This is a genomic window from Kribbella sp. NPDC056861 (assembly GCF_040687575.1).
GTDB lineage: Bacteria > Actinomycetota > Actinomycetes > Propionibacteriales > Kribbellaceae > Kribbella.
Window position 1 is genome coordinate 625,081 of record NZ_JBFBNQ010000002.1, and the last position, 14,082, is coordinate 639,162.

Here is a 14,082-nt window from a genome sequence, read left to right on the forward strand (position 1 = left end):
GAACAAGCCGCATAAGCTTGTCAAGCAGCAGACGAAAGGAACTTGGGATGCCGGAGACGTTGCAAGAGCGAGTGGCGCGCCTGATCCGCGACTCACTGGGCGAGCCGGGCGCAGCCCTGCCCAGCGAAGCGGAGCTGGTCGAGCGCTACGGCGCGAGCCGGAACACGGTCCGCGCAGCGCTAGCCGCTCTGGAGGCCGAAGGGCTGATCACCAGCAGCCAGGGCCGGACCCGCCGCGTACGACAGATCAGCCGGTGGGAATGGAAGATGGCCGAGTGGGAGAAAGCCCACAACAACGACGGCGATGCCTGGGCGAACACCATCAAGGCTCAGGGCGGCACCCCGAAGAACGACCTTCAGATCCTGTCGATCCAGGCGCCGGCCGATGTGGCCGAAGTGCTCCAGATCCCCGCAGGCACAGCGATTCAGGCACGCAATCGCCTCCGCTGGGTCAACGACGAACCCCACCAGCTCAGCGATTCCTACTTCCCGCCGTTCGTCACCGACGGGAACGACCTGTTCTGGAACCCCAGCGACCTCGGAGTCCCAGGCGGCCTGCTCGCCGCGACCGGCCACAAGCAGGTCCGCTGGCACGACACCCTCACCGCCCGGATGCCCAGCGCCGAAGAATCCCAGCGCCTCATGATGGCCCCCGGCACTCCCCTGCTCGTCCACACCCGCGTCGGCTACGACGCCGAGGGCCGCCCGGTCCGCTACATGGTCACCCGCATGGCAGCCGACCGCGTAGAAGTCTCCTACGACCTCAACACGGACGACTGATGCTGATCACCCTCGACGAATCCCACCGCCAGCTCGTCCACCAGGCGCGCGACGCGGCCGGAGAATGGCTAGCCACCAAAGGCACCGACCAGTACCGAGGCGGCCTCGACATGGCCCAGGTCCACGCCAACATCGACCACGACTTCGACAAATTCCCCTTCGTCGGCTGGGAGATCGACGGTCGCGTCGTCGCAATGATGGCAATCATCGACCCAGAAGCCGACTTCTGGACCCCCGAGGAACTTGCCGAACCGCAGACATACATCAGCCGGTTTTTCGTCGTTGAACACGGCAAGGGCTACGGCTCAGTGCTGCTTAAGGCAGTCATAGATCAGGCCGAACAAGATAGTAAGCACTGGATTCGCCTCAACTGCTGGAGCACGAACACTGCGCTTCACGAGTACTACATCAATCACGGGTTTGAACACGTACGCACATGCGATGCTCCAGGACGAATGAGCGGCGCACTCTTTCAAAGGCGAGTTTAGGGTGATTGAAGTTCACCCTGGGAGGAAATAAGTGGCACGGAAGCGACCGCCGGCGCGCTGGCAGATCGGCGGAGGACTAACCGCAGCCGCAGCCGTCCTTTTAGCCTTCTTCATGAATCTGAGCACCGACATAATCCCAAAAGATTGGAAGTGGTCACAGAATCCCACTGTGGTTTGGTCGATCACTGGAGCCATTTGCGTAGGAGCGCTGATCCTTGGCTTTTTCCCGCGCAGAGATCAAAACCCGAGTGGCGCCAATCAGATAGTCAACGACGGTATATCGGGACTAATTACCGGCCAAGCAGTCGCATCTTCCGGCGGACTGGCCGTCGGAAACTCCTCAGTTGGTAACATAGCTTATAACGCAAACAGCGGATCTGGTGATATTAACGTCCATCTTCCTCCCGCTACGCCACCACTTCCGAATGTACGTTTTGGCGACATCCCTATTGAGCCGAGCACGCCAATCGCCCGACCTCAGGCGAAGACCGTCGCCGACTTTTTCGCTGCATCGAGAGCAACAACCAAGGTGTGCGTAGTTGCCGGTGGGCCTGGTGTCGGAAAGACGCAAATTGCAGCCGACTATGCGAGACAGAGAGCCGAGCAGGACTACAAAACCGTCGCCTGGCTTCCAGGCGAGGAGCAGCAGTCATTTATCGCTGCAATGTCAGCTCTGGCAGTGAAGTCGGGAGTCGCCGAGCCTAATCAGCTTAAATCAGAAGATGCCGCCAAGGCACTCAGAGACATACTGGCAGCATCGACGGAGAAGGTACTTCTCATTATAGATAATGGTGAGGACCCTGATTTTATTCGAAACTGGATCCCCGCCACAGGCAACATTGAAGTCATAATCACCACAACAAATCGAGACTTCTCTACCTTCGGCGATCTGATTGAAATCGATTCCTACAGTCGAGACCAGTCGAAGGAATACCTGAAAGGAGTCACGGGGCTCCCGTCGGACAAGAACACTGAACTTATTGCAGAAATTTTCGGCGATCATCCCCTCGCCCTGTCACAGGCGGCCGCAGTCATCAAACGTCAAAACATCTCCTACGCGGAGTACGTCACGAAGCTTGGTGCGCGTAGTCTTGCGGAAAACTTGCCTCGCCTGGCAGGCGATCCATACCCCCGAGAAACAGTAGCAGCAATTGAAATCGCGGTCGAAACCGCAGCACCGGCCAGTAGGTACCCTTTTGCAAGGGAAATGATCCAGACCATTGCCATCCTGAGTGCGGACGGTTTCACCAGCCAGATCGCCGTAGACCTGTGCAAAGTGACACTTCCTGATGATGGAAGCTATAACCCGGACTCCGCAACACAAATGCTGGTCGAGCTAGCGAGCCTGTCTGTTTTGACGTGGTCTGCAGACGACGGCACCCTTTTGATGCATCGCCTCGTCGGGCGCGCACTCCGGGATTCCTCGAATAAAAATGGCTCACTCGAAGCAACGATCAGAACCCTATCTGATGCGATCACGAAAAAGATCCCCCCTAATGAGGAATCTTGGGACCAGCGACACATGGGAAACGAATTGGTTTCTCACAGCCTCTCAATGTGGAGCCATCTGGCAAGCGGACCCCTAGTCGCAGCCGCTACTTACGAAGCCTGTGCATCAGCAGTAATCGAATCAATAAGATTCCTACTGTCGATCAGCGATGTCTCCCGAGCCGCCGTCGTAGCTGAAGGAATTCAAGATGATCTGCGCGAGCGAATCGGCGAGAAGAGCTCAACCTATCTCTCTCTAGCTAATATTCTAGCTAGCATCTATCAGCGCATGGGAATGTACGACGCATCAAGCGAACTTCAAAGATTTTGCTACGAGCAGACTCTCGCATCCCTAGGCGCCGAACACAATGACACATTAACCGTGCGAACAAATCTCGGTATCACGTACATGAAGATTGGGTTGACGGCCGAGGCCATCCCAATACACGAAGAAACACTGCGGATCCGCATGGAAAAATTCGGAGGCGACGACCTCGACACGCTAATTTCCCGAAACTGCCTGGCGGGCGCGTACCACAACGCTGGCGAACTCAAACGAGCGCGCCCGCTATACGAAGAGGTTTACCAGAGGCGAAGCTCCATACTTGGCCCCGGAGACCCTAGAACAATTAACGTTGCAAGAAATCTCTCGGAACTATTGATTACGGAAGGATATCCAAGCGATGCGGTGCGATTGGTTGAGCCACTTCTTAGGCATGTCCTAGAAAAGCGAGACGCCGACGATCCGTCTGTGATCCTCACTCAACACTCTCTTGCGAATGCCTATTCTGCCGCTGGCCGCAGCAGCGAGAGTTCGGCTCTACACAAGAAGACCTTCGAACAGCGCCTACGTCTATCCGGACTACACGATCCCGAGACTGTTAACTCTGCAATACAGATGGCGCGTGTCGATGCCGCCAGAGGATGGCGGAAACGACGAACTGCGAGAAAGTTCCTCGCGGAGATCGAGGTCGCCCTCGATCCACAACTGGCCCATGGATATTTTTTGGCTACTAAAGTCCGCGCAACACAAGACGAATTGGCACAGCGTGGATCGCTTCTGCGCATTTTCGGCAGGCAGCGACAAAAGCGAGGCTAGGCCGAGGCCCCGGATGAGAAGGTTCCCGATGCAGGAAGGTTGGGCAGGTTCTCTAGATTCAAATCTGATCGCATCACGGTCAGCAGATCGCGAACTTTCTTGTCCACCTCCTCAACCAACTCATCTGCTCCCTGGATGTCCGCTTGGTGCGCGGCCCGCTCCAATGCGAGCAACGCGTCGCGGACAGCGCGACTCTGGTTGCCGACTTCAGCGCTGAGCATGGTCAGCTCATCACCCATCGGCTGAAAACTGTTCCACCACGCAACCCAGTCCGCTTTGAGCTCTTCACGGACCGTCGCCCTCAGGACAGCATTCCCACCAGTCACGCGGTAGAGACGCATCCGACGCTCGCCAATTGCTCGCAAGTACTCGGCGTAGGAGGCGCGCTTCACGTCGGCGAATACCCGTGCGCGTTCAAATCGGGCAGCCTCGATCGCTTGTTGACGCTCCCACGCGCGCTGCTCCCCCTCCCACTTGAGGCGCTTCGCCTCTCGCCGGCCCGTGAAGGTCTGCGAGACAAGCTGCCCAGCAACCGCACCCGCAGCGCCGATGCCCGATGCGACTATTGCGACAGTCGTGGTATCCATGGGTCCGGAAACTACCGTCTCCCCAAGTCTGAGGCGATGCCGCAGCGCCCTGAGTCCCCATGGTTTTCCCCATGGAATTGGTCGGGCAGCAACGAGCACGGTCGGGCGGCTCCTGGTCACCGATGCTGTGATTTCGCGGTTGAGGGGTAGGGTTGGGGCAACAACAAGAACGGCGCTGCTGGTTCGACGGGAATCAGCGGGTTCGGGGTTCGAGTCCCTGGCGGCGCACCAACACGAAGGCCCGGGCAGACATCGCAATCTGTTCCCGGGCCTTTGTGTTTTCCGGGCCGTCTTGATCTGATCGCGACTGTGTGTCACCTCACATCGTTGACGCAACCAACCGCCGAGCCGGTTGAGGCACAGCGAGGGGTGCTTGGTGATGGCGAGTTCACGACCGCTCGAGACAGCAGAAGGTCTACGAATTGGCCGGGTCCAAAACACACTGATGTCAGGGACCCGGCCAGGTCGCTGCTCGGCTGACTGATCGCCGGCGGTGTTACCCGGGCGTCGTCCAGCGTTGGTTCGGGGCGCCGGTGCAGGTCCAGATCTGGAGGCGGGCGCCGTCGCTGGTGTTCGCGTCGCGGACGTCCAGGCACTTTCCGCTGCCGACGTTGACCAGAGTGCCGTTCGAGACGGTCCAGCGTTGGTTGGGGCCGCCGAAGCAGTCCCACAGTTGTACTGCGGTGCCGTCGGCGGTGCCGGAGCCGGTCACGTCGAGGCACTTGCCGAGGCCGCGGATGGTTCCGTCGGTTCCGACGGTCCAGCGCTGGTTGGGGCCTGAGGTGCAGGTCCACAGCTGGGGCTGGTTCCCGTTGACGGTCGAGCCGCCGGTGACGTCGAGGCACTTGCCACCCAGGCCGGTGATCGCGCCGGTGCCACCGGTGGGCGGATTGCCTCCACCCGAGCCGGGCCAGGTGAAGGTCGCCATCGCTCCGGCGGGCAGTTGGTACCCGAAGGTCTGGCCGCCGAACGACACCTGGAAGTTCTGAGTACCGCCGCTGTTGATCGCCACCAGCGCGATGGTCCCGTCGGGGTTGCGGAACGCCACGTTCTGGATCCCACCTTCGCCGTACCCGGTGGACTCGATCCGGACCGCTCCCGGCCGGACGAACTTGCTCAGGTGACCCAGTACGTAGTACTCGGCGTTGTAGGCCACAGTGTTGCCGTCGACGGTCGCGACCCCGGTGCAGTTGGTGCAACTGCCGATGACCGGCCCGTTCGCGTTGTTCAGCGCCAGGTTCCAGGTGACGACGGAGCGGGCCCAGTTCCGGGTCGCTCCGACTGCCAGGTTGATGCCCTGCCACCGCAACGAGTCACGGAAGGTGGCGGCGGCATCGCTCGACTTCGTCCCTGAGCATTCGGTGAAGAAGATCTCCTTGTTCGGCTGGGCGTTGTGCACCGTGGACTGTCCCGACGGGTTGCCGCCGTAGCAGTGCCATGCCGACCCGACCACGTTGTTTCCGGTGCTGTTGTTGACCGTCTGCGCGTAAGACGTGTCGTCCCAGTTGTGGTCGTAGCCGAGCAGCCGTGCGTCGAGCCCGGCCGAGCGCAGCTTCGGCACCAGGTTGTTGATGATGTTGCTCTGCTGACCCGCCGTCATCAGCATGCCGGGGTAACCGGGCGGGGAGAACTTCGGCTCGTTCTGAACGCTGAGGTAGTCGATCGGCACCCCGGCGGCCTGGTAGGCCTGGGTGAACTTGACCAGGTAGTCGGCGTAGGTGCCGACCTGGCTGTCACTCAGTGATCCGCCGATCAGGTTGTTGTTGGTCTTCATCCAGGCCGGAGCGCTCCACGGCGTGGCCATCACCGAGATCTCCGGGTTCAGCGACAGCGCCTGCTTGACCAGCGGCAGGATGTAGGACTGGTCGTGCGCGATCGAGAACCGCGACAGGCTCGGGTCGGCGGCACCATCGTTGTACGTGTAGAAGCTGCGGGAGAAGTCGCTGGCGCCGATCGGCTGGCGCAGGAAGCTCAGGCCGATCCCGTTGCCGCGGTCGAACAACGCGTTCATCACCTCGTTGCGCCGGGGCGAGTTGAAGACGTTCCAGGCTGCCGCGTCGGTGAACGAGGCGCCGAAACCGACCATCGACTGGTACGTCGTATTGGGGTTGACCGAGATCGTCGGGCCGCTGCCCGCGCCTGACCCGAAGCTCACGTCGGCCTGCCGGCCGAGCAGGCTCGAGCGGTCGGCCGTGGTGAGCCAGACGCCGACGTTCGGCGCTGCCGAGGCGGTCTGGGCCGGGACCGTCATGCAAACGGCCGTCACAGCGGCGGCCGCGGTCAGTGACAGCGCGGCAGGGTACCTGCGGTGCGCGGCTCGGGATTTCCAGAATGAAAACATGACTCTCCTTGGGGGCGGACGACTGCCACCGGGGGCGGGCGGCAGTCTGGTGGTCATGCACCGCGGGATGACCGGACTGAGCGAACCGGACATCCTGCAAATTCTTTTGCATCATGAAACAGCACCGCCTCGATGGCGTCAACGGCCCAGTAGACTGCGCCGATGAGTGATTCGCGCGGTCGCCGGGGCGCGGCGCTGGTGGAGCCTCGGACCACGCTGCGCGACATCGCCGCCGAGACCGGGGTGTCGATCGCCACCGTCTCGCGCGTTCTCAACGAGCACGAGAACGTCGCACCGCGAACAAGGGACCTGGTGCTGCAGGCCGTGGCCCGCCGCAACGCCCCCGGCGGCCAGCCGGTGGAGACGCCTGGCGCGGTCTACGTCCGATGCCCGTACCTGCTGACCGACTACTTCGGCCTGATCGTGTCTTCGATCGCGGAGACCCTCGCTCTGCACGGCCGCCGCGTCCTGCTCGACGCCGGCGAATCCGGCCAGTACAGCGACGCCCTGGTCGGGCTACCGCTCCGGGACGAGGTGGACGGCGCGATCCTCATCCTCCCCCCGGAGTCGAAGCAGGACCTGGTCTCGTTGTCCCGTTCGGGTTTCGCGTTCGTCGTCGTCGATCCACGCCAGGCGTTGCCGCCGGACATCGCCGCGGTCTCGGCCGCGCACGCCTCGGGCGCGAACGCCGTCGTCACCCATCTGACCGGCCTGGGACATCGCGACATCGCCTTCATCGCCGGCCCAGAGGAATGGTTGGCCAGCAACGCACGGATGCTCGGGCACCGGGCCGCGCTGTCGGCCGCCGGAACGCTCCTGCCACCGGACCGGATCCGCTATGTCCATCCCACCATCGAGGACGGCCGCCGGGCAGCCGGCGAACTGCTCGACCGGCATCCCCGCCCGACCGCCGTCGTCTGCTTCAACGACAAGATTGCCGTCGGCACCTATCACGCCGCCCGTGAGCGTGGACTGACCGTTCCTGACGATCTGTCGGTGACCGGCTTCGACGACATCGACCTGAGCGCCGCGATCGACCCACCCCTCACCACGGTCCGCCAGCCCCTGCAGGAGATGGGCCGCATCGCAGTCACCCAACTGATGCGCGTCCTGGACGGGCACCGCCCCGAGGCCGTCCACCTCGAACTGGCCACCCAACTCGTCGTCCGCGGCTCGACCACCCAACCACCGGCGAGTTAGGGCCGGCTAGCCGAGCTGGTGGCGCTGGGCGTACTGGATCGCGGCGACCCGGTCGCGGGAACCGGTCTTGGTGAAGATGCGGTTGAGATGGGTCTTGACGGTGTTGTGGCTCAGGAACAGGGCTTCGGCGATCTCGGTGTTGGTCAGGCCGCGGGAGACCAGGGTGAGGATCTCGGCCTCACGCGGGGTGAGGCCGTCGGGTGCGACTTCCGCTGGTGCCGTGGGCGCTGCCGGTACGGCGGTGGTGGCGGCCAGCAACGTTGCCTGAACTCGTGGATCCAGGACCGAATACCCGCCGGCCGCGCTGTGCAGCGTACGGGCGATGTCTCGGCGGTCGGCGTCCTTGGTCAGGTACGCCCGGGCTCCGGCGCGCAGCGTGTCCATGATCGAGGCGTCGTCGGCGTACGTCGTGAGGACCACGATGGCCACCTCCGGATGCTCGGCGGTGAGGCGCCGGGTGACCTCGATCCCGTCGAGCTCGGGCATGTGCAGATCCAGCAGGATCACGTCGGGGGCCAGCGCGGCGACCTGGTCGAGCGCTTGCAGACCGTTGGCGGCCGAGCCGACGACCTCGATATCGGGCAGCAGGTCGAGCATGATGACGAGTCCTTCGCGAATGCTGGCCTGGTCGTCGGCCACCACGATGCGCAGCGACGGCTGCCCGGCCTCCGTCATCGCGGCACCCGCGCCACGACGTGCCAGCGATCGTCGCGGGCCTCCGCGGTGAGACTGCCGCCCAGCAGAAGGAGCCGCTCGCGCATTCCGGTCAACCCGTAGCCGCCGTTCACAGTGGCGAAGGTAGCCCCGGACGGTTGCCCGGGGAGTCGGTTGGTGATGGTCAAGGTCACTTGGTGGTCCTCGTAGCCGACACTGATGTCGACCTCCTGGTCGGGGGCGTGTTTGGCCGCGTTCGTCAGTGATTCCTGGGTGACCCGGACCAGTGCGAGAGTCTGCTCGGACGGAAGGCCCGCAGCCTCACCGTGAATCGCGAGCCTCGCCGGCGTACCGTGCTGGTCGTGGTGGACCCTGGCGATCTCGGCCAGGGACCGAGATAGCGGTGGGATGTCGGATCGCAGGGCCTGCACTGCACGGCGGGTCTCGCCGAGACCGTCGGCGGCCATCCGCTGAGCGACACCGAGGACGTCGTCGGCGCGCCGCGGGTCGTGATCGAGCAACGCCCGCGCTGTCTGGATCTGGATGCCGAGCGCACCGAGCGAATGCGCCAGTACGTCGTGGATCTCGCGCGCGATCCGGGTTCGTTCGTCGAGTACGGCCGCCCTGCGCTGTTCGGCCTGGAGCTGCTCGACCTCGGCCAGCAGAGCGGAGGTCTCCTCGGCATGGACCCGGTACGTCCGCCGATTGCGGCCGACCAGCAAGGCCAGCAGCAGCGCTGCCGGATAGCCGAGCAGTTCGCCGCGATCGAGCCCCGTGAACAGACCCCCGGCCTCGACGCCGACGATTCCGGCCAGGGTCACCACCCACCCGACGGCCACCTCGCTGGCGCTGCCCGCGCCGATGACCACCAGCAGGCTGATCCCCAGCAACGCGTGCCCGGCCGGTACAGTGCTCGCCGCTCCGGAAACCGCAGCGGCCACACCCAGGATCAGCGGCAGCCCGATCCGGGGCCCGGCCGGTCGAAGCTCGAGGACGAACCATCCGACGAGCAGCAGTCCACAGAGAACATAGGCGCCTGCGGCAACGACAAAGGCCGCCTCGTACGCCGGGGAGTGGACGAAGGTCTCGACCCCGATCAGAACGAACGCCACGGCGCGCGCCAACCACGACACGGTCCGCAGTACCGATCCTGAGTGCGGACCGCGGAAGAGCCTTCTCGCGTACTGGCCGGGCGTCACACCTCCACAGTAGGCAACGCGAGCCGCCATGGCCTCACCCCACACGGTGACATCGCGTAGTACCAGAGGTCACCCCGGGGCTGCGGGATTCACCCCTGGCTCACCGTCCACGGCGACGACTCGCACCCACTCCCCGACCAAGACTCGAGGGGTCGGCAAGGCACACTCATCGGAAGGTCGAACCATGTCACCCCTCGCCAATGCCCTGCTCATCAACGGAGTCGTACTGTTCTCGGTGCTGGAGGCCGACCTCGGACCGCATCGCAAGATCGGCAAGTTCCGCATCCTGCGGCCGCTGCTCACCGCCGGACTGATCATCCCCTTCTACCTCAAGGGCCTCACGACCGACGGTGCCGGACTGGCCCTGGAACTCGGGCTCACCGCGGCCGGCCTGCTGCTGGGGGCGCTGGCGATCAACTACACCCGCGTCTATCGCAGCCCGCGCACCGGTAAGCCGGTCAGCGCGGCCGGCTGGGGGTACGCCGCGATCTGGGTCGGTGTGGTCGCGGTCCGCAGCCTCTTCTCCTACGGCTCGTCCAACTGGTTCGGCCCGCAACTGGGCACCTGGATGGCCACTCACCACGTCACCACCAACGCGCTGACCGACGCGCTGATGATGATGGCCGTCGCGATGATGCTCGTTCGTACCGGCTCTTTCGCCGCCCGTGCGTCCATGATCAACCGGAGCCACCGCGAGGCCTCAGCTCCCGCCCTCGTCTGAGGCCTGCGTAACCTCCCTGACTCGGCCGGGCGGACTACGCAGTTTCTACCGACGCGACCGTGGCCGCCTCGACGGCATTGTTGGTGCTGCAGGCAATCAACCTCTCCAGCACCTGAAGGGCCAGAAATCATGACCATCGTCAGCTCCTCCGTCCGCCGCGGCCTGGTGGCCACCCTCCTGACCGCCACGGTCACCGCCGCAGGATTCCTTGGCGCAACCAGCACCGCAGCAGCGGCTCCGAGCACAACAGACCTGAGCTGTAAGGGCCAGGGCGTCGATTCCAGCGCCAAGATCCGCTACGGCACCGAGAAGTTCATCAAGGCGCCGATCAGCAAGATCTGGCGGCTGCAGACCGACATCGCCCGCTGGCCGTCCTGGCAGGCACCCGTGACCACCGCCAAGCGCCTGGACCACGGACCGCTGCGGGCCGGCTCAGCGTTCGTCTGGACCACCCCGGCACCGCCCACGCCGACCACCCCCGCGACCGTCCTGACCATCACGTCGACCGTCCAGCAGGCCCGGCACAACACCTGCCTGCGCTGGACCGGCCCAGCCATCGGCACCGGTCTCAAGATCGACAAAGGCACTCACGTCTGGAACTTCGTCCCGGTCCGCGGCGGCACCCTGGTCCGCACCGAGGAGACCTGGAACGGAGCCCAGGTCGAGGCCGATACGGCCCTGTCCACCACGATGCTCGGCATGGGCCTCGAAGCCTGGCTGAACGACCTCAAGGCCGCCGCCGAGCACCTCTCCTGCGGCTGATCCGCACTGGATCATCCTTCGCGATGTCATTAGCTAATACGCATTATCTTATTGACACTCTCGCAGACAGCTACCAGAGTCGCAGCATCACCGCCGCTCATGAGGAGGGCCGAATGGCCGAACTGTCACGTCGTGCCGTACTACGTGGAGCCGCCGCCGGCGCGGGCCTCGGCCTGGCCGGGCTACCGCTGCTGGGATCCACAACCGCCAGCGCCGCACCCGCGGGGTTCCCGACGTACCGGTACGTCCGCACCGCGTTCGACAAGTCCAAGCTCAGCTACGCCCCGGCGCGCAAGGAAGTGATCTTTCCCTGTATCCGCGGAACAGCCGGCCGGATCGCGAACCCACTGGGCCGCTACTACCTCTACTACGCACCACACGACGCACCCGGTGGCATCTGCCTGAGCTACAGCGACAGCCTCGAGGGACCCTTCATCGAGTACCCGAACAACCCGATCGTGGCGCGGACCTGGAGTCCGCACTACAACGTCAGCCACGTGTCGTCGCCGCACGTGATCTGGAACGAAGCGGCGCAGGAGATGTGGCTGTACTTTCACGGCGAGAACACCACCACCCGGCTCGCCCGCTCCAAGGACGGCATCCACTTCACCTACGACAAGGTCGTCCTGTCGACCTCGATGATGCCGGCCGGAACCACGGAGACGTCGTACGCCCGCGTCTTCGAGCACGAGCTCACGGCCAAGGGGTCGAAGTACGTGATGGTCTTCATGATCAACACCACCGCCAACCACCGCTCCATCGGCTGGGGCCGCTCGGTCGACGGCCGCACCTGGGTCTTCTCACCCAACTCGCTGATCCGCCCCGAGGAGGTCGGCTCGCAGAACATCGGTGCGCCGACCGTTGTGCACCGCAACAACTCGACGTACGTGATCTACCACCAGGACAAGGGATCCGGTGGCAAGATGCTGATCACCGAGGTCGGCAACGACTTCACCAAACGCAACCACCTCGGCGCGTTCCACCTGCCACTGGCCGGCGCCCCCGACAACGGCCGCTGCGCCGCGGCGTCCTTCGGCACGATGGACGGCAAGGAGTACATGTTCTACGAAGCCGGCGAACGCCTGCAGGGTGCCATCGCGATCGCCCGGGCCGTCTGACAACTCACTGGCTGGTCCGGGTGAAACGCTCAGCGAGGTGGACGAAGGCGTCAGTCAGTTCGACCGGGCTGACGACTTCGATCTCCGCGTCGAAGCGGGCGATGGCGGCGGCGAGGCTGGGCCAGGACCAGGAGCCGAGGGTTAGTCGGCAACGGTCAGGTGTGAGGGCTTCGACCAACCCGTCGCGGGTGTAGAGGGCGACGGATGCAGCCGGCAGGTCGAGGATGACCGTGCCTTGGCAGGGCCAGTTGCCGGAGGCGTCGGCGGAGCCGCGGAAGATGCTGGTGACGTAGGTGGCGACGTCTCCCCCGGGTACTGCGCGTGGGGTGAAGCGGGGTCCGTTGGGGGTGCGCAGGGTGATTCGGTCGGCGCGGAAGGTGCGCCAGTCTTCGCGGTCGAGGTCCCAGGCGACGAGGTACCAGCGGCCGTTCCAGGTGATGACGTGGTGGGGTTCGGCGCGGCGGGGTCGTTGGTCCGTCGTGCCGGGACCGTAGTCGAAGCGCAGGGATTCCTGGGCTTGGATGGCGGCGCTGATGGTGAGGAGGACGTCGCCGTAGACTGGGGCGTCCGGTTGAGTGGTGGGCTGTTCCACGGCGGTGATCTGGAGTGCGTTGATGCGGTGGCGGAGCCGGCTGGGCATGACCTGCCGGATGGTGTTCAGGGCTCGCTCGGCGGATTCGGCGAGGCCGTTGCCTTGGGTGGTGGCTGCGATCTGCAGGGCGATCGTGAGGGCGACGGCCTGTTCGTCGTCGAAGAGCAACGGCGGCAGTTCCGTACCGGCGCTGAGTCGGTAGCCGCCTTCGGGGCCCTTGGCGGCGGCGATCGGGTAGCCGAGTTCGCGGAGTCTGTCGACGTCGCGGCGGACGGTACGCAGGCTGACGTCGAGCCGGTCGGCCAGCACCGTGCCGGACCAGTCCCGGCGGGTCTGCAGCAGTGACAACAAGGTCAGCAGGCGGGACGAGGTTTTCGGCATGGCACCGATTCTGCCTGTAGTAGGTGCCACTACCTGTCACCTACTGCTGTGACTGTTGGTTCTGCAACCAACCGGCAAGGAGCCAACAGAATGGCCATCTCCACCACCACCCACCTGAACTTCCGGGGCGACGCCCGTGCGGCGCTGGAGTTCTACCAGACCGTTTTCGGCGGCCAGCTCACCGTCATCGCGTACGGCGACTTCGGGATGCCGAAGGAGCTGCCGGACGCCGACAAGATCGTCTTCGGTCAGGTCACCGCCGACAACGGCTTCAGCATCATGGCGTACGACGTACCGAGCCAGGCCGCCGCCGCCGTCGCACCGGCCGCCACCACCCGGGAGCACGGCATGACGCTGACCGGCGAGCGGTTCTTCGTCTCCGTGCGCGGCGACAGCGACGAAGAGGTCAGCGCGCTGTGGGACAAGCTCGCTGACGGCGCCGACGTGATCGAGAAGTACGGCCCGTCGCAGTGGGGCCCCGGCTTCGGCATGCTGACCGACCGTTTCGGCGTCACCTGGATCCTCGACGTCACCGCTGCGTACGCCGGCTGAGTCACCCCGATTCCGGTCAGGGGCGGCCAACCCGGCTGCCCCTGACCTCGGATCTCCCGGCGAATAACGGCACCGGGCGGTAACAGATTCGACGTGGGTGTTAAGGCTCTTACACCCTGCG

The 14,082-nt window shown here is 64.3% G+C and carries 13 protein-coding genes; 8 read left to right on the plus strand and 5 right to left on the minus strand.

Translation table 11 applies throughout. From position 1 onward, the window contains the following. Positions 1–47: 47 nt before the first annotated feature. The 3 genes from AB0P21_RS10080 to fxsT all read left to right on the plus strand — a co-directional run bounded on the left by AB0P21_RS10080 (position 48) and on the right by fxsT (position 3,854). Complete coding sequence (locus AB0P21_RS10080; RefSeq protein WP_363695337.1) at positions 48–779, plus strand: GntR family transcriptional regulator; 732 nt, start codon at positions 48–50, stop codon at positions 777–779. Then, a complete protein-coding gene (locus AB0P21_RS10085) occupies positions 779–1,267 on the plus strand; it encodes a GNAT family N-acetyltransferase (protein WP_363695338.1) in 489 nt (162 codons plus the stop codon). Before AB0P21_RS10080 ends, AB0P21_RS10085 begins: the two co-directional genes overlap by 1 nt. 112 nt (positions 1,268–1,379) lie before the next feature. Further along, a complete protein-coding gene (gene fxsT, locus AB0P21_RS10090) occupies positions 1,380–3,854 on the plus strand; it encodes an FxSxx-COOH system tetratricopeptide repeat protein (protein WP_363695339.1) in 2,475 nt (824 codons plus the stop codon). Here fxsT and AB0P21_RS10095 read toward each other — a convergent pair. Together AB0P21_RS10095 and AB0P21_RS10100 are read right to left on the minus strand one after the other, a co-directional pair. After that, a complete protein-coding gene (locus tag AB0P21_RS10095; protein ID WP_363695341.1) occupies positions 3,851–4,441 on the minus strand; it encodes a hypothetical protein in 591 nt (196 codons plus the stop codon). The two genes, fxsT and AB0P21_RS10095, sit on opposite strands and share 4 nt — an antisense overlap. A 496-nt stretch (positions 4,442–4,937) precedes the next feature. After that, positions 4,938–6,692, minus strand: a complete 1,755-nt coding sequence (locus AB0P21_RS10100) for a lectin (RefSeq protein ID WP_363695343.1) — start codon at positions 6,690–6,692, stop codon at positions 4,938–4,940. A gap of 252 nt (positions 6,693–6,944) precedes the next feature. Between AB0P21_RS10100 and AB0P21_RS10105 the strand changes: the two genes are divergently transcribed. Next, positions 6,945–7,982, plus strand: a complete 1,038-nt coding sequence (locus AB0P21_RS10105; protein ID WP_363695345.1) for a LacI family DNA-binding transcriptional regulator — start codon at positions 6,945–6,947, stop codon at positions 7,980–7,982. 6 nt (positions 7,983–7,988) lie between these two features. Here the strand turns inward: AB0P21_RS10105 and AB0P21_RS10110 are convergent, their stop codons facing one another. Continuing rightward, positions 7,989–8,657, minus strand: coding sequence for a response regulator transcription factor (locus AB0P21_RS10110; RefSeq protein WP_363695346.1), 669 nt, complete (start codon positions 8,655–8,657; stop codon positions 7,989–7,991). Then, on the minus strand, positions 8,654–9,835 hold the full coding sequence (locus AB0P21_RS10115) for a histidine kinase (protein WP_363695347.1): 1,182 nt from the start codon (positions 9,833–9,835) through the stop codon (positions 8,654–8,656). Before AB0P21_RS10115 ends, AB0P21_RS10110 begins: the two co-directional genes overlap by 4 nt. A gap of 184 nt (positions 9,836–10,019) precedes the next feature. On the opposite strand from AB0P21_RS10115, the gene AB0P21_RS10120 reads away from it, so the two are divergent. The 3 genes from AB0P21_RS10120 (at position 10,020) to AB0P21_RS10130 (ending at position 12,436) form a co-directional block, all read left to right on the plus strand. Continuing rightward, positions 10,020–10,556, plus strand: coding sequence for a hypothetical protein (locus AB0P21_RS10120; protein WP_363695348.1), 537 nt, complete (start codon positions 10,020–10,022; stop codon positions 10,554–10,556). A gap of 129 nt (positions 10,557–10,685) precedes the next feature. Next, complete coding sequence (locus AB0P21_RS10125; RefSeq protein ID WP_363695350.1) at positions 10,686–11,318, plus strand: SRPBCC family protein; 633 nt, start codon at positions 10,686–10,688, stop codon at positions 11,316–11,318. 113 nt (positions 11,319–11,431) lie between these two features. Then, positions 11,432–12,436, plus strand: a complete 1,005-nt coding sequence (locus AB0P21_RS10130) for a hypothetical protein (RefSeq protein ID WP_363695352.1) — start codon at positions 11,432–11,434, stop codon at positions 12,434–12,436. A 4-nt stretch (positions 12,437–12,440) separates the two neighbouring features. Here AB0P21_RS10130 and AB0P21_RS10135 read toward each other — a convergent pair whose 3' ends face one another. Continuing rightward, positions 12,441–13,409 carry a YafY family protein gene (locus tag AB0P21_RS10135; RefSeq protein ID WP_363695354.1) on the minus strand — a complete coding sequence of 323 codons (969 nt, stop codon included), beginning with the start codon at positions 13,407–13,409 and terminating at the stop codon, positions 12,441–12,443. A 90-nt stretch (positions 13,410–13,499) separates the two neighbouring features. On the opposite strand from AB0P21_RS10135, the gene AB0P21_RS10140 reads away from it, so the two are divergent. Then, positions 13,500–13,961 (plus strand): VOC family protein, encoded by a 462-nt coding sequence (locus tag AB0P21_RS10140; RefSeq protein ID WP_363695356.1) that lies wholly within the window; start codon positions 13,500–13,502, stop codon positions 13,959–13,961. Positions 13,962–14,082 lie beyond the last annotated feature (121 nt).